Below are 24,197 nucleotides of genomic sequence, written 5' to 3'. Positions count from 1 at the left end.
TCAGCGCGCATGCAGGGGGCTAGGCACCCACCCCCCGGGAGTCTGCTCCAGGCGCGCATCAAAACCCCGCTTGAGCAACTGCACGGCATCGGGTGAGGTGCCTGTCTGAAAATCCTGTATGACCACATGCCCTTTATGGCGTTCTTCAGCAATGGTCTTCCACAAGTCGGGATCAGTCCCGGCAGGAGCCCAGACCTGCAGGCTTTTACGGGATTCCGGCAGTTCTCGCAGCAGTGGCTTCAAATCCAGACTGAAACCGGTGGCTGGACGCCGCCGCCCAAAAGCCGCACCGATATCATCATAACGTCCCCCACATGCCAAAGCCTCGCCGCGTTGTGGACCATACACCGAGAACAGCAGGCCGGTGTGATAGTGATGACCACGAATTTCCGCCAGATCACACTGGATGTCCAGATCGGGGTAGCGTGCGCGTAGGGATTCCCAGACAAAATTCAGGTCTTCCAGGGCCTCGCCAATGGCCGGATACTGACCCAGTTGCTGACGCGCCCGATCCAGTACGGCATGACCTCCCTGCAAATGGGACAAGGCATCAAAATCGGCAGCAACAGTCTGTCCACTGCCATGGCTTTGCAGCCAGCTGCGTACATCCGGCCACGCCTTGCGTTCCACCAGACGCAGCAAGTCACTGCGTTGAGCCGTAGCCAGTCCGGCGGCATCCGCCAGCGCCTGGGGAATGCTGACATGACCAATATCCAGCAACAGATGAGGCACACCACAGGTGCGCAAACTTTCCACCATCAGGGACAGTACTTCCAGATCCCCTTCTGGACCACCCACGCCAAACAACTCGGCTCCCACCTGAAAGGGAGCGCGGCTTCCGCCCAGCAAATCGGGACGTGCCCGCAGCACCGTTCCGGCATAGGAGAGGCGCCGGACCTCACCGGAAGCAGAGGTTTGGGCATCAATGCGGGCCATCTGCGGAGTCATGTCCGAACGCAGCCCCACCAGACGACCGCTATCCTGATCCAGCAGCTTCCAGGTCTGCAGATCCAGATCAGCGGCACTGCCCGTAAGCAGACTTTCCAGATGCTCCACCAGGGGTGGGGTAACCTGACGATAGCCCCAGAGCGCATAATGATCCAGCAAACTGCGCCGACAATGCTCCAGGGCTTCCGTGCGGGCAGGCAGAATATCCTCGAAACCGCTGGGCAAAAGCCAGGTCGGATGATTTTCTGTGCGCATTATTTTCCTGCCCCATGCAAGGAATGCCGAAAATATTTGAAAAAGGGTGAATCGGGATTGAGTACCAGCACGGTTTTGTCGCTCAGGGCGTGACGATAGGCTTCCAGACTCCGGTAAAAGGCAAAGAATTGGGGATCCTTGCCATAGGCATCCCCATAAATGGAAGCCGCCTCGGCATCACCCTGCCCCTTGATTTCTTCCTGTTGCCGATAAGCATCGGCCAGAATGGTCGTTTTCTCCTTTTCGGCATTGGCGCGGATCTCGGCAGCATCGCTTTTACCCTGGGAACGATAGGTATTGGCCTTCTGGATTTGCTCCGCCTCCATGCGCTTATAAGTCGCTTGCAGCACTTTTGGTGGCAAACCCACCTGCAAGATGCGCGCGTCGAGTACATCAATGCCCAGGTCTTGCAGGTGCTTGTTTACTTCAGACAAGACCGGAGCAGTAATTTCCTGCTGACTGGCAGCAATGAGAGACTCCATGGACATCGTCCCCACGCGACTGCCCAGGGCTACCCGAAGCGCATCGCCAATCTGGGCCTGGGCCTCAGTCTGATCATGCAGACGGGCATAATAAACACCCGGATCAGTCACCCGCCATTCCGCAAAAAAATCCAACAACACCGGTTTCTTGTCTGCGGTCAAAAAGCTGACCGGTTGCGGGCTGTAGCTTTGCAGACGTTGGTCAACGTAAACCACATGTTGCAACACGGGCCATTTCAGATAAAGACCCGGCGCTTTTTCAACCCGCAGTACCTTGCCAAATTGCATCAACAGGGCGTTCTGAGACTGATCTACCGTATAAAAGGTCGCAGAGGCCAGAAGCAGCAGAGCAAAAAACAGGATGACCACCGCCCATAACCAGTTTTTCATGACTGCGCTCCTGAAATGGGCAGTACCGGCTGCTGACCGGGCGCACTGCTTGTTGTGGCCACCGGAGCTGTACTGCGGGTAGCGGCGCTGACCGCTTCGGCAGACTTCGTAGTCGCACTGGGCTGAACGACCGATTTCTCAGGCATATGTAAATCAATCACGGCTTTTCCATGGCTATCCATAATGATTTTTGGCGTGCTGCCGAGAATGTCCTGCATGGTATGCAAATACATGCGCTCACTCACCACCTGGGGATTTTTCTGGTACGCCCGCAGCAAGTCGGTAAAGCGCGCAGCGTCGCCCTTGGCATGATCCACCACCTTCAGCTTGTAGGCCTGCGCGGCTGTCAGTATGGTCGCAGCTTCTCCTTTGGCCTTGGGGATAATGCTGCTGGCATAGGCTTCTGCCTCACGCCGGAAGCGGGCCATATCCTCCCGGGCTGTCATTACCTCGGTATTGGCCGATTGCACGGATTTGGGAAGATGAATACCGATGATCTGCACCGCATGAATGGTCACGCCGGAATGAAACCTGGTGAGCAGTTTCTGGGCACCCTGTTGAACTTTCTGTGCCATGGTGCTCTTATCCCCTTGCAGCAAATCCTGCATTTGGCTTTTGCCAACAAGGTCGCGCATGGCAGACAAGGCGCTGTAGCGAATCAACTGCTTCGGGTTGCTCGTGGAAAACAGGTAGTGACTGGCGTTACTGATCCGATAGTCAACGGCAAAATGCACATCCACTACATCACCATTGGCAGTCAGCATCATGCCCGGGTTGAGGGTATCCACTGCGCCACTGTAGCCCAGAACCATCCGCTGATTCTCGGCGGTCCTGGATAAGGCGACAGTTTCGAAAGGAAAGGGCCAATGATAATGGATGCCTGGCTGAGCGATACCCACTTCCTTGCCAAAACGCAGTACCACCCCCTCCTCATTGGGGCCGACCACATAAATACCTGACCCCAGCCAGAATAAAACCAGAATGCCGATGAGAATGATGGGCAGACGATGCAGCCAACGCGGGTCAAACTTCGGCCCTCCGGAGCCGCGCCCCTTTCCGGAACCCAGCAGACCGCCCAGTTTTTTTAATTCCTGGGTGATTTTCTGAATGTCAAAGGCTGGCTTCTGAGCATTGGGACGCCGTCCCCAGGGGTTATTGTTGTTGTTTCCGTTTCCGCCCGGATCACTCCACGGCATACCAATCTCCTTCCTTGATCAACTCCGGTATTGTAGGGGTGGGCTCTGGCGCCTGACAACCATGTCTCCGCATTTGTGCCCGCAGACGACGCCAGGCCAGATCATCAATGTCAAAAACCATGCGGATTTTCCCTTCCGCGTCAAAATCCTCTTCAAGCACCGTAGCCACACGATGCAGGGAGGCACGCCAGGCCCCTTCTTCGGGATTCAGGGTCAATTCGACCCGCAGCATGGCACGACCCACCTTCTCCAGAATGGCCTGCAGCAGCGCATCCAGGCCCGCCCCACTCTGAGCGCTGACATTGACCGCCAGCAACCTGCCGGAAGCATCATAAATGCCGCCGCCGGGTTCTCCCGTCCGGTCTACCTTATTGAATACCACCAGTACCGGCAATGCATCGGCACCGATTTCCCCGAGGACGGATGCCACCGCAGCCATCTGCGTGTCCCGATCGGCGGCACTGCCATCCACCACGTGCAGAAGCAATTGCGCCTGATTGACCTCTTCCAGAGTCGCCCGAAATGCAGCAATCAAGTCCGTGGGCAAATCCCGCATGAAACCCACCGTATCGGCGAGCAGCACGACATCCTGCCCAGCAATCGGCAGGCGGCCAATGGCGGGATCCAGGGTGGCGAACAAGCGGTCCGCCGCATGATTGCTGCGCTGGGTCAGGGCATTGAAAAGCGTGGATTTCCCGGCATTGGTATAACCTACCAAAGCCACCGTCGGCACCGGTGCCCGTTGCCGGGCCCGGCGCTGGGTCCGGCGGTGCGCAACCACCTTGAGCAGTTTTTGCCGCAGGGACTGAATCCGGTCGCCAATGAGGCGGCGGTCGGTTTCCAACTGGGTTTCGCCGGGACCACGCAAGCCGATACCTCCCCGTTGCCGCTCCAGATGGGTCCAACCTCGGATCAGACGGGTGCGCAAGCGGGTAAGCTGCGCAAGCTCCACCTGGAGCTGCCCCTCATGGGTACGGGCACGACGGGCGAAAATATCCAGAATCAGCCCGACCCGATCCATGACCCGGCACTGCAGGGCGCGTTCCAGATTGCGTTCCTGAACTGGGCTCAGGGTCCGATCAAAAAGGACCAGATCAGCCGCCGTTTCCCGCACCTTTTCTGCCAGTTCCTGTACCTTGCCGCTACCAATGAAGGTCGCCGGATCAGGACGGCTACGGGCCACGGGAAGAAGTTCCAGCACATCCGCATCACAGTCTGTGGCCAGATGAAAAAATTCGGCCCCATCATCGAGATCCACTTCGCCATGCAATATCACATGAACCAGCAGAACCCGCTCACGGGGCACATCCACTGCAACTACATTATGGGTCAGGATCAGGCCTCTTCTTCGGTCAGGCTGGCTGCTTCGCCTTCTCCTTCTGGCAGGGGCAGGCGCACATCGCGACCTGGAACCACCGTGGAAATGGCATGCTTGTAAATCATCTGGCTGACATTATTCCGCAACAAAACCACAAACTGATCAAAGGATTCAACAAACCCCTGCAGTTTGATCCCGTTGACCAGATAGATGGCGACGGGAACATGTTCCTTACGCAGCAAATTGAGAAAAGGATCCTGAAGGATCTGTCCTTTTTGTTGACCGGCCATTTTTTATCTCCTTGACTATGCTTCATGGCGCTTCTAGGGTAATGAAAAGCGGGTGAGAGACCGTTTCCACTGCATGCAACTTAGACTAGCTCAAAAAAGTCGGGAAAGCCATGCTTGTCAGCCAGACAACTGCATGATCGTTCAAGTTCAGCAAACGGCAGCGATGCGCCTCAGGATGGCTGGGCATGATTGACCTGCAGCCCGCTTGCCATTAGCTTAGAAAACAAAAGCACCAAGATTTCCGAAACACCCAATAGCTCCGGTTGTCGTCCTGGTGGTCTTCGACAGCGGGATGCTCATTAAAATTCAAGGAGACGGATCAGTGGAAAAAACGGCCATCAACGACAAGGCACTCCGAAGCCGTGTGAAATTACTGGGCAACCTGCTCGGTGAGGTGTTACGTGAACAGGCCGGTACCCGCGTATTCAATGCGGTTGAGCAGCTCCGCCAGGGCTATATCCGCCTCCACAAAAAGGAAGACAAGCGCTTGCGGGAACGCTTGGCCCGATTCATTGACGCGCTTCCCCAGGACGATCTGGTATTGGTCATCCGGGCCTTCAATACCTATTTCAGCCTGGTCAATATTGCCGAAGAAGAATCCCAGCACCTCCAACGCCGTCGTCTTCTGCAAAAAGGGGATGGGCTCTGGACGGGTTCTTTTGAAGAGACTTTCCGTGCCCTCCAGCAGCAGGGCATCACCTCCGGCCAGATCCAGTATCTTCTCGATCAGACCCATTATCTTCCGGTTTTTACGGCGCATCCCACGGAATCCAAAAGGCGCACGGTCCTGCATGGACTGCGCCGGATTTTCGTGGTCAGCAAAAAACTGGATGATCCAACGCTCAGCGACGAAGAAGAAAAAGAAGTCACGGATAATCTGCGAGCACAAATCCAGATTCTCTGGGAAACCGAAGAAGTCCGCACCAATAAGCCGCAAGTCCAGGATGAGGTCGAAAACGGTCTGTTTTACTTCCGTGACAGCCTATTCAAGGCCGTACCCATGACCTATCGGGCCGCGCGGCGCGCGGCGCGGCGGGTGTTTGCCAATGATGACATCGACATCCCCGCTTTCATTCGTTTTGGCTCCTGGATTGGCGGAGATCGGGATGGTAATCCCAATGTCACTGCCGCCATTACCAGTTGGACCCTGCGCACCCAGAGCGTCGAAGTTCTCAAGGAATATCAGCAGCGCCTCAACGGATTATATCAACTCTTGGGACATTCCAGCCGCTTTTGCGGAATTTCGCCCGTCCTTCTGGCCTCTCTGGAGCGCGATGCCGATGATTTCCCGGAATTGGCCGAGTGGGTGGATCAGCGCTTTCCCAGTGAACCCTATCGCCGGAAGCTGCGCTATATGATGACCCGCCTGGATCTGCGCCTGCGGCAACTGGAAAACGGCCAGATCATGAATGAATCGGCAGGCCCTGCTTATGCTTCGGCAGAAGACTTTCTGGATGATCTGCTGCTCGTCCGCGACTCCTTGCGTGGACACAATGATGATTACATTGCGGATCATGATATCCAGGACATTGTCTGGCTGGTACAGACCTTTGGATTTCATCTGGCCAATCTCGATATCCGCCAGGAATCCACCGTGCATTCCCGCACCCTGGCCGAACTTTATGCGGATGTTCCGGGTTTTGCAGGTTATCTGGAACTACCCGAAGAAGCGCGGCAGCTGGCCCTCACCGATGCGCTGCGACGGCCCGGCCCCCTGGTCGAGAAACATCCGGATTTAACCCCACTGGCGGCCGAAACCTGCGCCATGTTTCGCTGCATTGCCCAGCTACGCCGTGAGGTCAGCGCTTCAGGATTCGGCAATTATGTGATTTCCATGACCCATGAAGCCAGTCATATTCTCGAAGTGCTGGTGCTGGCCAAGGAGTTCGGCCTGGCAGGTTGGTCAAGGCAGGGGCTTTACAGTGAAATTGCCGTCACTCCCCTGTTTGAAACCATTCACGACCTGGAACGGATGGATGCGGTTGTCAGCACCCTCCTGGACAATCCCATTTACATGGAAATCCTCAAAAGTCAGGAAGATACCCAGGAAGTCATGCTGGGATACTCCGATTCCTGCAAGGATGGCGGCATCTTGTCTTCCAGTTGGTCCCTGTATCAGGCCCAACTGCGCCTGGCCGCCATCGCCGACAAGCGCCACATTCAAATCCGCGTATTTCACGGTCGTGGCGGCAGCGTGGGTCGTGGCGGTGGTCCTACCTACGAGGCCATTCTCGCCCAACCCCCGGATACCGTGCGAGGGCAAATCAAAATCACCGAGCAAGGCGAGGTCCTGTCTTTCAAATATGCCAACCTGGAGACGGCCGTCTATGAACTGACGGTCGGCACCGCCGGCCTCATCAAGGCCAGCATCGGTCTGGTGCGTCCGGTCGAGGCAGATAATCCCGCCTACCTCGAGGTCATGACCGATCTTACCCATCTGGGAGAAAAAGCCTATCGGGATCTGACGGAAAACACGCCGGGTTTTCTGGATTATTTTTACGAAGCCACCCCACTCAATGAGATTGCCCACATGAACATTGGCTCGCGACCTTCCCACCGGCAACGCAGCGACCGTTCCATGGCTTCCATTCGCGCCATTCCTTGGATATTCGCCTGGGCTCAGTCCCGTCACATTCTTCCGGCATGGTTTGGCCTGGGTTCTGCCATCGCGCAGTGGCGGGCGGATAAACCCGAACGCTTGGTAATACTGCAGGACATGTATCAACACTGGCCTTTTTTCCGGGCGCTGATGAGCAATATCAGCATGGCCATGTCCAAAACCGACATGGCCCTCGCAGGAGAATATGCCGGATTAGCGCTCGATCAAGAACTCGCCAGCTCCATATTCCAGAAAATCCGTCAGGAATTTGAACTGAGCCTCGGAGAAATGCTGGCCATGGCCGGCACCGAGCAACTGCTTTCCGACAACCCCGGTCTTGCTTTCTCCTTGCAGCGGCGCAATGTCTATATGGAGCCTCTCAATCATATTCAGCTGGCCTTGCTCCGGCGTTATCGCAATGAAGATGCCCCCCCCGAGTTTCGCGAAATCTGGCTGGACCCATTGCTGCGCACCATCAACGCCATTGCCGCTGGGCAACGCAATACGGGCTGAATCCACTCACCATGCTGCTACCGGAATTGATTCTGGCTTCCACCAGCCCCTACCGCAAGGACTTGATGCAACGGTTGCAAATCCCCTTTCGTTGTGTCGCCCCCGAGGTCGATGAAAGCCCCCATGCCCAGGAAAGTCCGCGACAACTGGTCGAACGTCTGGCGCTGGCCAAGGCCCAGACGGTTTTGGCGCGTTATCCGCAGGCCCTGGTTATCGGCGCTGATCAGATGGCTTATTGCGCCGGAAGGATTCTGGGGAAACCCGGGTCCAGCACCCAGGCCGAAACACAACTGCAATGGATGCAAGGCCGCCAGGTGGAATATCTCACCGGCATTGCCCTGGCGGACGCCGACACTGTGGAGCAGTTTTGCATCCCCTATTATCTGCATCTGCGCAGCTTGAGCCCCGACGCCATCCATCGCTATGTGGAAAAGGATCAGCCCCTCGACTGCGCCGGCAGTTTCCGTTCAGAGGGCCTGGGAATTGCCCTGGTGGAAAAAATGGAAGGCGCGGACCCCACTGCCCTGATGGGCATGCCCTTGATTGCCATTGCCGATGCCTTGCGGCGGCGGGGTTATTCCCTGCCCTAGTCGGCGGGTTTCTTCAGACAAAGACCGTCCACAAAAAAGGGCAACAATGTTGCCCTTTCTGCCGTCAGCCCATCATAAAGGGATCAGCCCCAGTCATCGCCGCCATCATCCATGCCAAAATCATCATTACTGGCAAGCGGGTCATCTCCCCAGGAATTGTCGGTCAAACCCAGGCTATCGTTATCTGCAGCATTACCTTGGCTTCCGGCCCCATCATGACCACCCAAAAGACTACCGGCAAGGGCCTGCCCTGCGGCAAGACCCGCACCCACTCCGACTCCGGTGGCTATTCCCGAAGCCAGACCGGAACCCCATCCGCCGCCTTGCTGAGGCATTCCGCCCATTGGCCCGTTGGGATATCCTGAACCTGGACCATTAGGCCCATAGCCGCCGTTCATACCGCCGAAAGGCCCCTGCGCTGGCCCGCCCCGATACAGGAGTTGGGCATTCTGACGCCGCCGCCGCAGAAACAGGGAGATGACCGCCATGAGCAGGACCAGACCGACGAAAAACACCAGGGCAGAACCCCAACCCCCTTTTTTCGCCACAGCAGCCTGATTCGCCCCGAGATTATGGCCTTGCAACTCCTTCTGGAATTTCTGCACGACTTCGGGCTTGACAAAAGGCAGGCCCGGGGCCAGTTGCTCGGCCTTTTGCAAGGCGCTCGCCGCTCCTGACCATTGGCCCTGGCGGGCCAGAACCTGCGCTTCCAGATATTGTGCCTCGGCAGAATTCGGATGGGCTTTCAATACTTCCTGCATCATATTCTGTGCTTGGTCCAGACGACCGCCTTGAATGGCCTGAGTCACCTGAGTGACCGAAGGTTCGGCCCATGCCAGCGGCGCCATCATCAGGCTGGTCAGCAGCACCGTTATTCCCAAAAACTTTTTGTTCATTCGCTCCCCCAATATTAAAGTGTTACCATGTATAATATGGGTTCAAATCTTGAGAGAATCAAGAGTCGCGAAAGCGCCACAAAAACAATCAAACCCTCTCAAGAACCGGAAAACCCAGACACTGGTCACCTGAATGCTAAATTTGACAGTTTGAGAAATCGTCGCCATTATACTGACCGGTCGGTTCAGGCCTCCGAGAGGGTTATTTTTCGTGCACAAACCACTTCCCAAATCCATAGCCGCCATTCTTGCCATGATGTTGGGCAGTAGCCTAGCCGCCTGCAGCTTTGAACCCAAGCTCCGGGTTCCTCCAGCGCCTGCGGACAAGATGCCTTACACCGCCGGCAAATCGCCGCAAAAAACCGTTGCTCCAGGGGGACTCGCAGGAGAAGCCCAGGATTTTCAGTACGGCACGGAACTTCATGAAGAATGGTGGAAACTGTTTCGCTCCAAGGCGTTGGATACCCTCATCGCCACCGGCCTGAAAAACAGCCCGACCATTGCGGCTGCCCAGGCGCAAATGCGTGAGGCACAGGCGACGGCACGCGAAAACGCCAGCATTTTCTATCCGCAAATCACCGGCAATCTGCAGGCCAATCGCAGCAAAGCGGCCGCTGCAACATTTGGTCGCCCCGGCGGCTTTCATTATTCCCTGATCAACGGATCCATAGGGGTTTCCTATTACCCGGATATTTTTGGCGTCAATCGTCTGGTTTATCGCAACAGTGAAGAACTGGTGAAATACCAGCAGTGGGAACTGGAAGCGGCGAAATTGACCTTGACAGGCAATATCGTGACCACAGCGATAGACGAGGCAGCCACGGAAGAACAGATTCAGGCCACCAAGGCGATCATTGCCAAGGAAAAAAAGCTGCTGAAATTGACGGAATATCAGTATCAGGTGGGTGCCATTGACTACAGCACGGTCATGACCCAGAAAAGCCAGACGGCCAGCGAGTCGGCCACTTTACCACCCTTGGAGCAAAAGCTGGCCGTTTATCGCCATGAACTCGCCATACTGGTGGGAGCATTTCCTGCCAACGTCAAACGGCAGAATTTCACCCTGAACAAATTAAAACTTCCGGAAAAAATCCCCGTCAGCCTGCCCTCAAAACTCCTGCAACAAAGACCGGACATACGCGCCGTCATGGCCCAGATGAAAGCGGCCAACGCCCTGATCGGCGAAGCCCGTGCCCAGTTTTACCCGACCGTACAACTCAGTGCTTCCTTCGGTAATGCCGCCAGCCAGCCTGGTATATTTTTCGATCCGGTGAGCAGCATCTGGAGTCTGGTGGGTGCCGTATCTCAACCCATTTTTGAAGGCGGCAAACTGGAAGCCCAGAAAGCCAAGGCCCATGCTGCCTATGACGTGACATACGCCAACTACCGGAGCACCATCCTGAATGCTTTTGATCAGGTAGCCAACGGCTTGCGGGCCATCGAACATGACGCCCAGACCCTCGCCGCCCAGCGTGAAGCGCTGCAGGCGTCCCGGGAAGCCCTCAAACTGGCCCAGGCCAGCTATCGCGCTGGCGCCATTGATTATCTGACCCTCTTGACCGCCGAAGTGCAATACAGCACCGCCAAGATAGCGGAAATCAAAGCCCAATCGCAACGCTATCAGGATACTGCGGCGTTGCTGGTCGCCTTGGGAGGTGGCTGGTGGAATCACCCGGATGTCACAATGGTACCCAATCCCGACCCCAAGCATTCTTAAGCATTTTTGACGGAGCGCAGCCATCCCCTGCGGAGACGGAATATGAAAAAAGCATTTGTGATTGTCATTATTGGCCTGCTGATTGTTTTTGGCGGAATTTTCGGATTCAAGGCTTTCGTCGACCATAAAATTGCCGAGGCGATGGCGCATACGCCGGCGCCGGTGGTTACCGTCAGTGCGGCCCGGGCTGAAATAACCCACTGGCATCCACAGTTGCGTGCCGTCGCTTCGCTGACAGCCGTTCAGGGTGTGGATGTGACCCCGCAAATTGCCGGTAATGTGACCGCCATTCACTTCCATTCCGGTCAATATGTGCAGGCCGGGACCCTCCTGGTACAAATTGATGACTCCAATCAGTTGGCGGAACTGGCCAGTGATCAGGCCCAGTTACGTCTGGCCGCCAGCAATTTGCACCGCACCCGGAAATTGATTGCCACCAAGGCCGCCAGCCAGTCCCTCTTGGATTCCGACCTGGCCAGCTATCAGATCGATCGGGCCGCCATCAAGAACATCCGGGCAACACTCAACAAACTGGCCATTCGCGCGCCTTTCAGCGGTTATCTGGGCATCCGCCAGGTGAATGTCGGTCAATACCTGACGCCGGGCACCAAGATTGTGGATCTGCAATCCTGGAGTCCACTCTATGCCAACTTCACCTTACCCCAGAGCGACCTTCGGAATATTCAGGTAGGTACTCCCGTACAACTAGAAACCGACGCCCTGCCCGGTCAGACGTTTTCGGGCAAGGTCACGGCGCTGGGTTCCTCCATAAACAGCAGCACCCGGCAAATTGACGTGCAGGCGACCATCGACAATCCCAAGAACCAGCTGCGTCCCGGTCTTTTTGGTCAGTTGACGGTGGTGCGCAAGCAGGAAGAAAACGTCCTGGTCATTCCCGTATCGGCCATTTCCTACAATACCTTTGGAGATTATGTCTATCTCATCAAAAAGGAAAAAAAGGCGGACAAAACCCAGGAGGTCGCTGTTCAGCAGGTGGTCAAGCCCGGCAAGCAACGTGACGGTATGGTCGAAATCCTTTCCGGACTGAAGCCAGGCGATCAGGTGGTCACGGCCGGTCAGGTCAAACTGGTCAATGGCAGTCTCGTTACCATCAGTCCCGACAAGCAAGGCTAGCCCATGAAATTTACTGATATTTTCGTTCGCCGTCCGGTACTTGCCACGGCCCTGAGTCTGGTGATTTTCCTGCTGGGCCTGCACGCCTATACCATGATGACCGTTCGGAAATATCCGGCCCTGGTCAATACCGTGGTGACGGTCACCACCGCCTACCCTGGAGCCAATCCGAGCACGGTACAAGGCTTCATTACCGCCCGTCTGGAAAAGGTGATCGCCAGCGCCCCGGATATCAACTACATGACCTCCAACAGTTCGGAGGGCAGCTCGACCATCACGGTGTACATGAAGTTGAATTACAGTCCCAGTGCCGCCGTAGCCAACATCCAGTCCAAGGTGCAGCAGGTGACTGACCAGTTGCCCACGGGCAGTCAGTTACCGGTGATCAATGTCACCGTCGGCGACACCACGGATTTGATGTATATCGCCTTTTACGGCGACCAGTTGTCGCAGCAGCAGATTACCGACTATTTGTTGCGGGTCGCCCAGCCCCGCCTGGCTTCGGTACACGGCGTGGGACAAGCCCAGATTCTGCCTCCCGGCGCCGGCAACGGAAATACCTATGCCATGCGGGTCTGGTTGAATCCCCGGAAACTGGCGGCCCTGCATATCACCGCTGCCCAGGTTTCCCAGGCATTGACCGCCAATGACTTTATCTCCGCTGTCGGCCAGACCCGGGGTAAAACCGTCCAGAATACCATCGTGGCCACCACCAACCTGCACAATGTCCATGAATTCCGCAATCTGGTCATCAAGCAGTCCGGCAACACCCTGATTCGTCTGAAAGATGTGGCGCATGTCGAGCTGGGTGCCCAAAACTATGACTCTCAGGCATTTTATGACGGGAAACCAGCGGCCTTTATCGGCATTCAGGAATCGCCCTCCGCCAACTCCCTGGATGTGGCCTCGGGGGTCAAAAAATCCTTGGCGCAGTTGAAAAAGGGTCTGCCCCCCGGCATGCACATGGCCATTCCCTATGATGCCAGCACCTACATCCATGCCTCCATTGATGAAGTGATGATGACCATCGGCATCACCCTGGCGGTGGTGATACTCGTGATTTTCCTCTTTCTCGGCTCGGTACGGGCCGTGGTCATCCCGGCGGTGGCTATTCCCCTGTCCATTGTCGGTGCGGGATTGATCATGTGGTCCCTGGGTTTCACCATCAACCTGCTGACCCTGCTGGCGGTGGTGCTGGCCATTGGCCTGGTGGTGGACGATGCCATCATCGTCGTGGAAAACGTCCATCGCCATATTGAAGAAGGCCAAAAACCCTTTGACGCCGCACTGCTCACGGGGCGGGAACTGGGCGGTCCCATTATCGTCATGTCGACATCCTTGATCGCCGTATTTGCGCCTATCGGCTTCATGGGTGGGCTCACCGGCAGCCTGTTCGGAGAATTTGCCTTTACCCTGGTGGCCGCCGTCCTCATTTCCATGGTCGTCGCCCTGACCCTCTCGCCCATGCTCTCCAGCAAGGTGTTGAGGCCCACCAGGGAACACGGCTTAGAACATTTCATCGACCAGCGATTTGTCGGTTTACAGCGCTTTTACGATCACCTCCTGCATGGCGTGCTGAATTTCGTACCCGTAGTGATGCTCTTTGCCATTGTCGTGTTTGGCAGCATTTACTTCCTGTTTTCCACCTCCAAATCGGAGCTGGCTCCCCAGGAAGATCAGGGCGTTGTTTTCAATGCGGGAACGGGTGGACCGACCATCACGCCAGATCGACTGGTCCATTACGGCAAACAGATTCTCAAGGTTATAAAGCAGTATCCAGAGACCAAAGCGACTTTCATGGTCACGGGCATCTCCGTCGGTAGCGGTGGCGGGAGCAACAGCCTCTTTGCCGGCATGCGTTTGACCAACTGGTCCGACCGCTCGGTCACCGCCATGCAGATCCAGCCTAAATTGCAGCAGCAATTGCAAAGTGTTCCGGGTCTGCAGGTGGCCTCCTTCCTGCCCCCGCCGTTACCCGGCTCGGCGGGAGGTCTGCCGGTCCAATTCGTGCTGCAAAGTCCGGGCAGCTATGAGAAAATCGATCAGGTTGCCGACGCCGTCATTGCCAAGGCGTATCAAAGCGGCATGTTCTTTTACGTGACCAAGGACTTGCGCATCGACAACCCGGAACTGGTACTGAAAATCCATCGCAACATAGCGGCGAATCTGGGGCTGACCATGGCGGATATTGCCCAGGATCTGCAACCCCTGCTGGGCGGCAATTATGTCAATCGTTTCGCCATGGAAGGCCGCAGTTACAAGGTGATTCCGCAAGTTCCGGACAAGTTCCGCAGCGATCCGGAAGTCCTCAAGGACTACTATATAGCCACGGCAACCGGGCAGATGGTGCCCCTGTCCACGGTGGTGTCTACTGAAATCAAGGTAGAACCCCAGTTTCTGCCTCAGTTTCAGCAAATGAACTCGGCCACCATCCAGGCCGTACCCAAGCCGGGGGTGACCATGGGCCAAGCACTCACGTTCTTCCGGAGCACGGCTGAAAAAATCATGCCCAAGGACTTTTCGGTCAACTACGCCAGCCAGTCTCGCGAGTACATGCAGGAAAGCGGAGGCTTGCTGATGACTTTTGCCCTGGCCATCGTCCTGATCTACCTGTTGCTGGCAGCCCAGTTTGAAAGCTTCCGGGATCCTTTGATCGTGCTGATTACCGTCCCCATGTCCATCAGTGGCGCTCTGATTTTTGTCAGCCTGGGCTTCGCCTCCATCAACATTTATACGGAGGTAGGGCTGATCACCCTGATCGGCCTGATTGCCAAGCAGGGTATCCTGATTGTGCAGTTTGCCAATGAAATTCAACGCCATGAGGGCCTCGCCAAACGCGAGGCCGTGGAAAAGGCCTCCAGCATCCGCCTGCGGCCGATTCTGATGACCACCGGGGCCATGGTGCTGGGGGTATTGCCCCTGCTCCTGATGCATGGCCCCGGCGCGGTCAGCCGTTTCCAGATGGGTCTGGTGATTTTTACCGGGTTGTCCATCGGTGCGCTGTTTTCCCTGTTCGTGGTGCCGGCCATGTATATGGTCCTCGCCAAGGATGTCCGGGGTAAGACAGAAACCAGCACCGAGCTTTCCTGAAGCCGTCAGGCTGAGAGACCCAAGCCGGATGCCTTGAGGGGCATCCGGCCTACTTGACAAAAAAACGGGTGAACAGAAGAATGCTGGAATACCAGCGCATTTGAAACGGCGCGGATCATTCATAAGGTTATTTTCATGATGAAGAAGGGTTCCCCCCGCAGTGCTCATCCGACGCAGGGGAAGCAATGACTGCCCGACGCATTGATGGCAAGGCGATTGCCAAAAAGTTGCAGGCGCAAACCGCCCAAAAAAGTCTGAATTTTCTATCCATCCATGGACGCCCTCCCGGCCTTGCCGTGGTGCTGGTAGGCAATAATCCCGCCTCGGAAGTTTATGTCCAGAAAAAGCGCGACACCTGCAAAAGCGTGGGAATCCACTCCCTGGCCGTCAATTTATCCGCCGATACCAGCCCCGATGAACTGCTGCAGAAAATTGCCGAATTAAATGCCGACGACCGTATCGATGGCATCCTCGTGCAGTTGCCGCTGCCCGCCCAGTTTGATCCTGAAGTCATCATTGAAGCCATTGCTGTCGAGAAGGATGTGGATGGTTTTCATCCCTATAACGTCGGCAGACTGGCCCTGCGTGCCCCCCTGCTCCGCTCCTGTACGCCGGCAGGCATCATGACCCTGCTGGAAGAAATTGGCACGGATATCCGGGGAAAGGACGCCGTCATTGTCGGCGCCTCCAATATTGTCGGTCGCCCCATGGCCTTGGAGTTGTTATTGGCGGGGGCCACCGTCACCGTTTGTCACCGTTTCACCCGTGATCTCCAGGCCCATGTGGAGCGCGCTGAAATCCTGATTGCTGCGGCCGGTAAACCGGGTCTGATTCCGGGTCACTGGGTGCGCGAGGGCGCCATCGTCATTGACGTGGGTATCAATCGCCTCGCCGATGGACGCCTGACGGGTGATGTGGAATTTGCCGAAGCCGAAAAGCGGGCGTCCTGGATCACGCCGGTTCCCGGTGGGGTAGGTCCCATGACCGTGGCGGTCCTTCTGCAGAACACCCTGGTGGCCGCCGAGAATCGAATGCGGCAGCACCATGACTGAAAATCCCGAGACAAGCTCCATAGATAATCCTCGCTCTCTCGACGATCCGGATCTGTATTTCAATCGGGATCTGAGCATCCTCGCCTTCAATCAGCGGGTATTGGCCCTGGCTGATGATCCCCGCGTACCCCTATTGGAACGCTTGCGTTTTCTGACCATCGTTTCCAGCAATCTGGATGAGTTTTTTGAAGTGCGCATGGCCGGATTACTGCAAAGGCGTAAATTTGGCGCAGGACCACTGGGTCCAGACATGCTGGGTCCCAACCGGGAAATTGCCGCGGTGGCGCAAATGGCCCATGACATCATCCGCGAACAGTATCTCTGCCTGAATCAGCGCCTGCTCCCGGCGCTGGCCAAGGAAGGCATCCGCCTGCTTCGCCGCCGGGAATGGCGGGCTGCCCAAAAACGCTGGATCAGCAATTACTTCCAGACCGAAGTCATGCCCATGCTGACGCCCCTCAGTCTCGATCCGGCCCATCCCTTTCCCAAGGTACAGAACAAGGGATTGAATTTTGCCATTGTTCTGGAAGGTCAGGACGCCTATGGACGCCGCAGCCCCATCGCCATCGTCCAGGCCCCCCGGATCCTGCCCCGAATCATCCAGATTCCTGCGCAGCTGGCTGGCCCCAGTGATTTCGTCTTTCTCTCCTCGGTCATCCACGAGCATGTGACCGCGCTGTTTCCGGGCCTGAAAGTCCAGGGCTTCTATCAGTTCCGGGTCACCCGCAACAGCGAACTGTTTGTGGATGAGGAAGAGGTGGACAACCTCCTCGATGCCCTGGTGGACGAATTACCCATGCGGCCCTTTGGTGAGGCCGTGCGTCTGGAAGTGGCCAGCAACTGTCCTCGGGAAGTGGTGGATTATCTTCTCAAGCATTTTGAACTGGCGGATGATAATCTTTATTCCCTGGCGGGTCCGGTGAATTTATCCCGTCTGGCGGCCATTATCGACATGGTACCGCGTCAGGATCTGCTTTTCCCGTCCTTTGTGCCCGGACTCCCCAGTACCTGTTCCCGGCCGGAAAACCTCTTCGCCCAGCTGCGCGAAGCGCCGATTTTGTTGCATCATCCCTATCAAAGTTTCAATCCGGTCCTGGATTTTGTGCGTCAGGCGGCCACGGATCCCCAGGTCATCGGGATCAAGCAAACCCTGTACCGCACCACTCCCGACTCTCCCCTCATCGATGCCTTGATTGATGCGGCCTTGGCGGGCAAGCAGGTCACCGCCGTGGTCGAGCTCAAGGCGCGCTTTGATGAAGCCAACAACATCCGCATGGCCGAACGCCTGGAAGAAGTCGGGGTGCAGGTGGTGTACGGGGTGGTCAACCATAAAGTCCACGCCAAGATGATTCTGGTATTGCGGCGCGAAGAGGAAGGTATCCGTCTCTACGCGCACTTGGGTACGGGTAATTATCATCCCCGCAATGCCCGGATATATACGGATTTGAGCTTGCTGACCGCCGATCCGGACATTACCGCCGACATGAACGATTTGTTCATGCACATCACCGGCATGGGCAAGGTGCCGCAATTGCGCCGCCTCCTGCAAAGTCCTTTTACCCTCTTCGACGGGCTCATGCAGGCCATCGCAGCGGAAACCCACAGAGGCAGCGAGGGACGCATCCTGGCGCGGGTCAACGCCCTGGTGGAGCCGGAACTCATCCGCGCCCTGTATCGAGCCTCCCAGGCGGGGGTGCACATTGATCTGATCGTGCGCGGCGCCTGCGCATTGCGCCCCGGCATACCCGGCGTTTCCGAACATATCCGGGTGCGCTCCATTGTCGGACGTTTTCTGGAACACAGCCGGGTTTATTATTTCGGCAATGGTCAGCATCCCCGGTTGTGGATTTCCAGTGCGGACTGGATGGGGCGCAACCTGTTCCGTCGCCTGGAAATTGCCGTACCCCTCAATGACCCGGATCTCCGCGCCAGAGTCCTGGAAGAAACTCTGCTGCTTTATCTGCAGGATGATTGCAATGCCTGGCAAATGAACGCCGATGGCAGCTATACCAGCCTGCGGCAAGCGGCCAGTGAAGACTGCCACTCCGCCCAGGAAACTCTGCTCAAGCATTATGATCGCAGTAGCCATCATGTCTGAAAAGACACCGATGATCCGAACCCTGGTTTTGAACAGCAAGGGCGGTGCGGGAAAAACCACCGTGGCCACCAATCTGGCCAGTCTACTGGCCCTGCATGGCTCGGTACTCCTCGCCGATCTGGATCCCCAGCAATCTTCGCTCTACTGGTCCCTGCGCCGCTCTCCCCGGTTACCCAGACTGCAGGTGCTGGCAGATGCCGAACGGGACTTCCGGGATTATCCTTGCTGTGATTACGTGGTGATGGATGCCCCCGCCGGCCTCAAAAAGAAGCGCCTTGAAGATATGCTGGGAGAGGTGGAAGTCCTGCTGGTACCCATTGGTCCTTCTGTTTTTGATCTGGATGCCAGTCGGTTGTTTCTGAAAAAGCTCGAAGAAATCAAACGATATCGCAAAGGCAAAGTACGGATGGGGGTCATCGCCAACCGGGTCGATGCCCGGACGCGAGGTGCCCAGCATCTGCAGTCGGTGCTGGCCGAATGGAACCTGCCGGTGGTGGCCACCTTGCGAGATAGTCAGATGTATGTGCGCGCCGCCCAATCCGGAGCGGGCATTGCCGACCTGCGTTCGGCGGAAAATCGTCGTGAACTCCCGCAATGGGCGCGCATATTACAGTTTGTGAGGGAGAATGGTGGTGGAAGAGGAACTTAAATTACAAATCATGGCCGATACTCCGGCCGCCTGGAAAAATATCGTCGCCCATCCTCTGCTGGCCATCACCCCAGCCCCTCCCCTTCAGCTCCATGCCTTTTATTTTGACAGTCGGGATAATGCCCTGCAGCGGGCGCGTCTGGCTTATCGGATACGCCGCGAAGACGATGCCTGGGTAGCCACCCTCAAGGCCAGTGGCCAGTCAGCGGGAGGGCTGCACCAGCGTCCGGAATGGAATATCCGTGTCGAGAGTAATGCTCCGGATCTCGGCGTCTTCCAGGACAGCGAGGCTGCAGCCTTGCTGGCTCCTTACCGGGAACTGTCCCTGCAGGTCATTCTGGAAACGCGCTTCGCGCGCAACGAAAGCCGGGTCACCTACAATGACAGTGAAATCATCGTCGCCCTGGATCGCGGTGAAATTATCGCCCGTGGCCAACGTGAACCCATCCGCGAAGTGGAGCTGGAGCTGGCCCAGGGTCATGCGGCGGCGGTACTCGAAATGGGCGCGGCGCTCTGCCAGGATCTGCCCCTGATGCCCGACCAGGAAAGCAAACTCTTGCGGGGGCTGCGTCTTGCCGGACTGCTTCCCGACGAAAAACCGCGCGACAACGCCTTGCTCCTGCGTCGTCGGGAAAATGCCGGGGCGGCATTCAGTCGGATTCTGATCTGGCAACTGCAGCAGATCATGCATGACGTCCGCAAACATTGGGCCAAACCCGATGTGGAGAGTTTCCATGAACTGCGCAAAAGCGTGCGCAGCCTCCGGGCAAACCTACGCTTCTGCCGGGTTCTGGATCCGGCCGATCCCCTGCAACCTTTCCGTCAGCCCCTTCAGGAATGGTTTCACCAGCAAAACCCGCAACGCGATTACGAAGCCCTGCTGGGCTACTGGGCGGAAATCGCCGCCGCCCTGGACATCGAGCCCGCGCATCTGCGGGATGTGCTGCAAGCGCAGATCCCCAAAGCATCAGGACAGTTGTCACAATTAGTGTCCATCCTATTGAGGATCTGGGCCCTTTTACTCCGCCACCCCCTGAATCAGGACAAAACCCTGCAGGATTTCTGCGAAGCCCAACTCCATCGGGAATACCGCAAACTCCGGGCTTCGGGCAAGAACCTGGCCGAGCATCCAGAAGCGCTGCATCCCCTGCGCATCCGCATCAAGAATTTTCGTTATGTGCTGATGACTCTTGCGCCCCTGTGGCCGGGCAAGGATAGCAAGGCCCTGCTGAAATTATTGGCCACCCTGCAAGGCATCGCTGGCGAGATCCACGATGCCGACATGGCCGGTCAATACCTGAAACCCCTGGCAGGTCAACGCAAATCGGGGGTGGCTTTCCAGGCCGGAGCATTATGGGGTTTCCTGCTGGGGCGGGAGGCACGACTACGCAAAAAGTTCCACAAGTACTGGTTGCGTCTGGAATCCACCGCCCGGCCCTGGGATATGTGATTCAGGGCCAAAATAAAAACGCAGCTGCAAATTTAGGCAGCGCCCGGATAGGCACGCTGGATGACTTCGGCCAGGTCCCGGGACAGATGGGGCTTGGCGGCCAGCTTTTGCAGGGCCTGGGTCATGGCTTTCTGGCGGACCTCGTCATAGCGCTGCCAGCGACTGAGGGGGGTGGCGAGACGGGCAGCGGTCTGGGGGTTGATGTCATCCAGGCGGCGAATCTGCTCGGCAAAAAAGGCATATCCCGAACCATCGGCGGCATGAAAGACCGTGTGATTCATGGTGAAAGCGCCCAGCACGGCGCGCACCCGGTTGGGGACTTTCCAGTCAAAGGCCGGATGCACCAGAAGATACTGCACATGGCGCAAGGCATCGGCGCGCGGGGCCATGGCCTGAATGGCAAACCACTTGTCGATAACCAACGGATGATCCTGCCATTTCTGATAGAAATCCATCAGGATGTCTTCGGCATCATGGAGGGGATGCTGGACCAGCAACTGGAAAGCCGCCAAGCGATCCGTCATGTTGTCGGCCTGCACATATTGCTGCCGTGCATGCAAGGTCATGTCGTCAGCGCGGTGGCGATCACTGTACACCAGATAACTCAAGGCCATATTGCGCAGGCGACGGCGACCGATGGACAGCCCATCCCGTTCATAGACAGCCGCCAGATCGTGATACAGATTCAACCATTCGCCGTGAAAATGGTTGCCGATGATGCTGAGCAGGGCATCCCGCGCCTGATGAATGGCATCCACGGCAATGACCGCCATTTGTTCGCCCACATAATCTTCGCTGGGCAAAGACAGCAATTCCGCACGAAAGGCCGGATCCATGGCACCGTCCTGCAAGGTTGCCGACAAGGCCCGTTCCAGGGCGGATGGCAAGGTCTGGACCGTGCCTGGGTTCTGCACCCCGGCTAGGATGCTTTTCAGAGCCAGCTCCTGGATACTTTCCCAGCGATTGAAGGGATCATCATCCACACAGGCCAGAAAACTGCGGGATTGATCGTCCAGAGGGTTTTCCAGACGCACCGGCGCGGAAAAACCCCGCAACAACGAAGGAATCACCGGATCGGGCATATTCTGAAAAGTCCAGGTCCGGGTCGCCTCCTCCAGTACCAGCACCTTCTCCCTGGCACCGCTGATATCCAGGGCGGCCTTTTCTCCCTGGGTGTTGATCAAGGCCACGCGCACGGGAATGGGCACCGGCTCTTTCAGAGGTTGACCCGGGGTAGGCGGCGTACTCTGAGACAAGGTCAGGGTATAGGTATGGGCCTTGGGATCATAGACGCCATGGGCTTTGACCAGAGGGGTGCCCGCTTGGGCATACCAGGTCCGAAAGCGGGACAGGTCCGCGTGGTTGGCATCTTCCATGGCCTCCACAAAGTCCTCGATGGTCACCGCATGCCCGTCATGTCTTTCGAAATACAGATCGGTGCCGCGCCGAAAACCTTCCTTGCCCAGCAAGGTATGCAGCATGCGCACCAGTTCCGCGCCTTTTTCATAGACCGTGGCGGTGTAGAAGTTGTTGATTTCCGAGTAAGCATCAGGACGAACCGGATGGGCCAGGGGGCCAGCATCTTCCGGAAACTGGGCCGCACGCAGGCGACGCACATCCCCAATCCGCTGCACCCCCCGGGAATTCATGTCGGCGCTGAATTCCTGATCCCGAAACACCGTCAAGCCTTCTTTCAGACTGAGTTGAAACCAGTCCCGCAAGGTCACCCGGTTACCCGTCCAGTTATGGAAATATTCGTGGGCAATGACCGACTCAATGCCCTGATAATCCGTATCCGTAGCGGTTTCGGGGCTGGCCAGCACATATTTGGCATTGAAAATGTTGAGGCCCTTGTTTTCCATGGCCCCCATGTTGAAGCTGTCCGTCGCCACAATCATGTAGCGATCCAGATCATATTCCCGGCCATACACGACTTCATCCCAGCGCATGGCGCGTTTCAGACTGTCCATGGCTTGGCTACAGGCATTCAGATCCCGTTCGGCCACATAAATTTCCAGCGCCACCTGACGCCCGGACTGGGTGGTAAAAGTATCGCGCATGGCGGCCAGGTCGCCGGCCACCATGGCAAACAAATAGGACGGCTTGGGATAGGGATCTTCCCAACGCGCCCAATGGAAACCTTGCGGATCATTCCCTTGCGCCACACAATTACCATTGGCCAGCAAGACCGGACAGGTTTTTTGCGGAGCGTGCAGGGTTACCGTAAATCGGGCCAGACAATCCGGGCGATCCTGGTAATAGGTGATACGCCGAAAACCCTCGGCCTCGCATTGGGTCAGAAAATGCCCTCCGGCATGATACAAACCGGACAGGGCCAAATTGGCGGCAGGATGAATGCGCACCCGTGTTTCCAGGACAAAATCCTGTTCCGGTTGAAAGAGGGTCAGGCCCGATCCATCCACCGCATAGCCGGTTTCAGGCAAAGACTGACCATCGCGGCGAATCTCCAGCAATTCCAGACCCTCGCCGTCCAGATGCAGGGCGCTGGCCGGCTCCGGACTCTGCCGCTGCAGATGCAGACGGGCGGTCACTTCCGTATTTTCCGGATCCAGACGGACATCCAGGGCGATATCCGTAATCAGGTACGCCAGAGGCTGGTAATCGCTCCGATGAATCAACGAGTTATTTTCTGACGCCATCATCAATGACAGGCTCCATGGTCCAGACTGCCGATATGCCGCACAAAATCCGCCAGACTCTGGCTATCCATGCCGTGGGTCAAAACGGCCTGATGCTGGGCATTACAATAAATCAGGGTAGGAGTGGCCACTTCGCCACTCTCACTGAGGAGCTTGGTATTGTTTTCCACCGCCGCCAGGGTGGCCTGATCAGGATGCCGCGCTGGCCGAATACCGCCCTCTTCCGTCGCCTCGTCAAAGCCCTTTTCATTGGCCGCCATGGCCGCTGCAGGATCACTCGCCTCCAGAATCGCCACTGCTTTGGCGGCACTGCTGGGTTTCAGGAAGGCGACGAGCACATACCGGACCCGCAACTTGCCCGCCGCAATGAGCGGTTGGGCTTCTTCATAAAACTTGTGACAATAAATACAGTTGGGGTCCACAAAGGCGGTGATCTCCGGTCCCTTGCTCCCCAGCACAAAGCTGTCGGCATGGGCGGCCTTTTCCGCCAGGGTGGCGGCTGTTGCCGGCTTGGGAATGAGTCCCAGCTTGATCATGTCGGCATGGGCCGCATCCTGACCCCGCCGGTTCAGCACGGGTCCGGCCACCAGATACTGGCCATCGCCAGTGGCATAGGCAATGGTGGAGTGCCCTTCCATGGAAAGCTCAATGCCGGTCAAACCGCCGGGGCCGGGAAACACCTTTTCCGCACTGGCCTGACCGTGGGTGACATCGTTAAGGAGCTGTTTGGCACCCTGAAGGCTCAAGGGACGGCTCAGGGCAGCGTCGGGATTGACGGCAAAGCGCTCAATGACCGCCCCCGTCAATCCGCCAACAATCAAAAGCCCCACAGCCAGCGCAATAGACGATTTATCCATGAATGAAGGGGTA

17 protein-coding genes are annotated in these 24,197 nt (G+C 57.0%); 9 read left to right on the top strand and 8 right to left on the bottom strand.

What is annotated here, in order from left to right; translation table 11 throughout:
* From ACJU26_RS07665 to hfq, 5 genes are read right to left on the bottom strand one after another with little or no spacing between them, the layout of a single operon-like run.
* Entirely contained in the window at window positions 1-1,203 is a 1,203-nt protein-coding gene (locus tag ACJU26_RS07665) for an ATP phosphoribosyltransferase regulatory subunit (RefSeq protein WP_414039103.1), read from the bottom strand.
* Window positions 1,203-2,075 carry a protease modulator HflC gene (gene hflC / locus ACJU26_RS07660; protein WP_414039102.1) on the bottom strand — a complete coding sequence of 291 codons (873 nt, stop codon included), beginning with the start codon at window positions 2,073-2,075 and terminating at the stop codon, window positions 1,203-1,205. The genes ACJU26_RS07665 and hflC overlap by 1 nt, the downstream gene beginning before the upstream one ends.
* On the bottom strand, window positions 2,072-3,271 hold the full coding sequence (gene hflK / locus ACJU26_RS07655; RefSeq protein WP_414039101.1) for an FtsH protease activity modulator HflK: 1,200 nt from the start codon (window positions 3,269-3,271) through the stop codon (window positions 2,072-2,074). The genes hflC and hflK overlap by 4 nt, the downstream gene beginning before the upstream one ends.
* A complete protein-coding gene (gene hflX, locus ACJU26_RS07650; protein ID WP_414039100.1) occupies window positions 3,258-4,583 on the bottom strand; it encodes a ribosome rescue GTPase HflX in 1,326 nt (441 codons plus the stop codon). Before hflX ends, hflK begins: the two co-directional genes overlap by 14 nt.
* 23 nt (window positions 4,584-4,606) lie before the next feature.
* Window positions 4,607-4,879 (bottom strand): RNA chaperone Hfq, encoded by a 273-nt coding sequence (gene hfq, locus ACJU26_RS07645; protein WP_414039099.1) that lies wholly within the window; start codon window positions 4,877-4,879, stop codon window positions 4,607-4,609.
* Window positions 4,880-5,201: 322 nt separating this feature from the next.
* On the opposite strand from hfq, the gene ppc reads away from it, so the two are divergent.
* Window positions 5,202-7,991 (top strand): phosphoenolpyruvate carboxylase, encoded by a 2,790-nt coding sequence (ppc, locus tag ACJU26_RS07640; protein ID WP_414039098.1) that lies wholly within the window; start codon window positions 5,202-5,204, stop codon window positions 7,989-7,991.
* An 11-nt stretch (window positions 7,992-8,002) separates the two neighbouring features.
* A complete protein-coding gene (locus ACJU26_RS07635; RefSeq protein WP_414039097.1) occupies window positions 8,003-8,581 on the top strand; it encodes a Maf family protein in 579 nt (192 codons plus the stop codon).
* A gap of 83 nt (window positions 8,582-8,664) precedes the next feature.
* Here ACJU26_RS07635 and ACJU26_RS07630 read toward each other — a convergent pair whose 3' ends face one another.
* Window positions 8,665-9,477: a tetratricopeptide repeat protein gene (locus ACJU26_RS07630; RefSeq protein ID WP_414039096.1), complete on the bottom strand. Its 813-nt coding sequence runs from the start codon at window positions 9,475-9,477 to the stop codon at window positions 8,665-8,667.
* Between the two features lie 211 nt (window positions 9,478-9,688).
* On the opposite strand from ACJU26_RS07630, the gene ACJU26_RS07625 reads away from it, so the two are divergent.
* From ACJU26_RS07625 to ACJU26_RS07595, 7 genes are all read left to right on the top strand, one after another.
* Window positions 9,689-11,194 carry an efflux transporter outer membrane subunit gene (locus tag ACJU26_RS07625; RefSeq protein WP_414039095.1) on the top strand — a complete coding sequence of 502 codons (1,506 nt, stop codon included), beginning with the start codon at window positions 9,689-9,691 and terminating at the stop codon, window positions 11,192-11,194.
* A 42-nt stretch (window positions 11,195-11,236) separates the two neighbouring features.
* Window positions 11,237-12,328, top strand: coding sequence for an efflux RND transporter periplasmic adaptor subunit (locus ACJU26_RS07620; RefSeq protein WP_414039094.1), 1,092 nt, complete (start codon window positions 11,237-11,239; stop codon window positions 12,326-12,328).
* A 3-nt stretch (window positions 12,329-12,331) separates the two neighbouring features.
* A complete protein-coding gene (locus ACJU26_RS07615; RefSeq protein WP_414039093.1) occupies window positions 12,332-15,418 on the top strand; it encodes an efflux RND transporter permease subunit in 3,087 nt (1,028 codons plus the stop codon).
* A gap of 185 nt (window positions 15,419-15,603) precedes the next feature.
* Complete coding sequence (gene folD, locus ACJU26_RS07610) at window positions 15,604-16,470, top strand: bifunctional methylenetetrahydrofolate dehydrogenase/methenyltetrahydrofolate cyclohydrolase FolD (protein ID WP_414039092.1); 867 nt, start codon at window positions 15,604-15,606, stop codon at window positions 16,468-16,470.
* A complete protein-coding gene (gene ppk1 / locus ACJU26_RS07605; protein ID WP_414041900.1) occupies window positions 16,463-18,568 on the top strand; it encodes a polyphosphate kinase 1 in 2,106 nt (701 codons plus the stop codon). The genes folD and ppk1 overlap by 8 nt, the downstream gene beginning before the upstream one ends.
* On the top strand, window positions 18,561-19,217 hold the full coding sequence (locus ACJU26_RS07600; protein WP_414041899.1) for an AAA family ATPase: 657 nt from the start codon (window positions 18,561-18,563) through the stop codon (window positions 19,215-19,217). Before ppk1 ends, ACJU26_RS07600 begins: the two co-directional genes overlap by 8 nt.
* Window positions 19,195-20,667 carry a CHAD domain-containing protein gene (locus tag ACJU26_RS07595; RefSeq protein WP_414041898.1) on the top strand — a complete coding sequence of 491 codons (1,473 nt, stop codon included), beginning with the start codon at window positions 19,195-19,197 and terminating at the stop codon, window positions 20,665-20,667. The genes ACJU26_RS07600 and ACJU26_RS07595 overlap by 23 nt, the downstream gene beginning before the upstream one ends.
* A 32-nt stretch (window positions 20,668-20,699) precedes the next feature.
* On the opposite strand, the gene pepN is transcribed toward ACJU26_RS07595, so the two are convergent.
* Entirely contained in the window at window positions 20,700-23,330 is a 2,631-nt protein-coding gene (gene pepN, locus ACJU26_RS07590) for an aminopeptidase N (protein ID WP_414041897.1), read from the bottom strand.
* The gene (gene dsbG / locus ACJU26_RS07585) at window positions 23,330-24,184 is read right to left on the bottom strand and encodes a thiol:disulfide interchange protein DsbG (protein ID WP_414041896.1); all 855 of its coding nucleotides are present in this window, start codon (window positions 24,182-24,184) and stop codon (window positions 23,330-23,332) included. Before dsbG ends, pepN begins: the two co-directional genes overlap by 1 nt.
* Window positions 24,185-24,197 lie beyond the last annotated feature (13 nt).

It is taken from the genome of Acidithiobacillus sp. M4-SHS-6, assembly GCF_047421495.1.
Classification (GTDB): Bacteria; Pseudomonadota; Gammaproteobacteria; order Acidithiobacillales; family Acidithiobacillaceae; genus Acidithiobacillus.
Note: the sequence above shows the minus strand (reverse complement) of the source record. Positions and strands in the feature narration are given on the sequence as shown.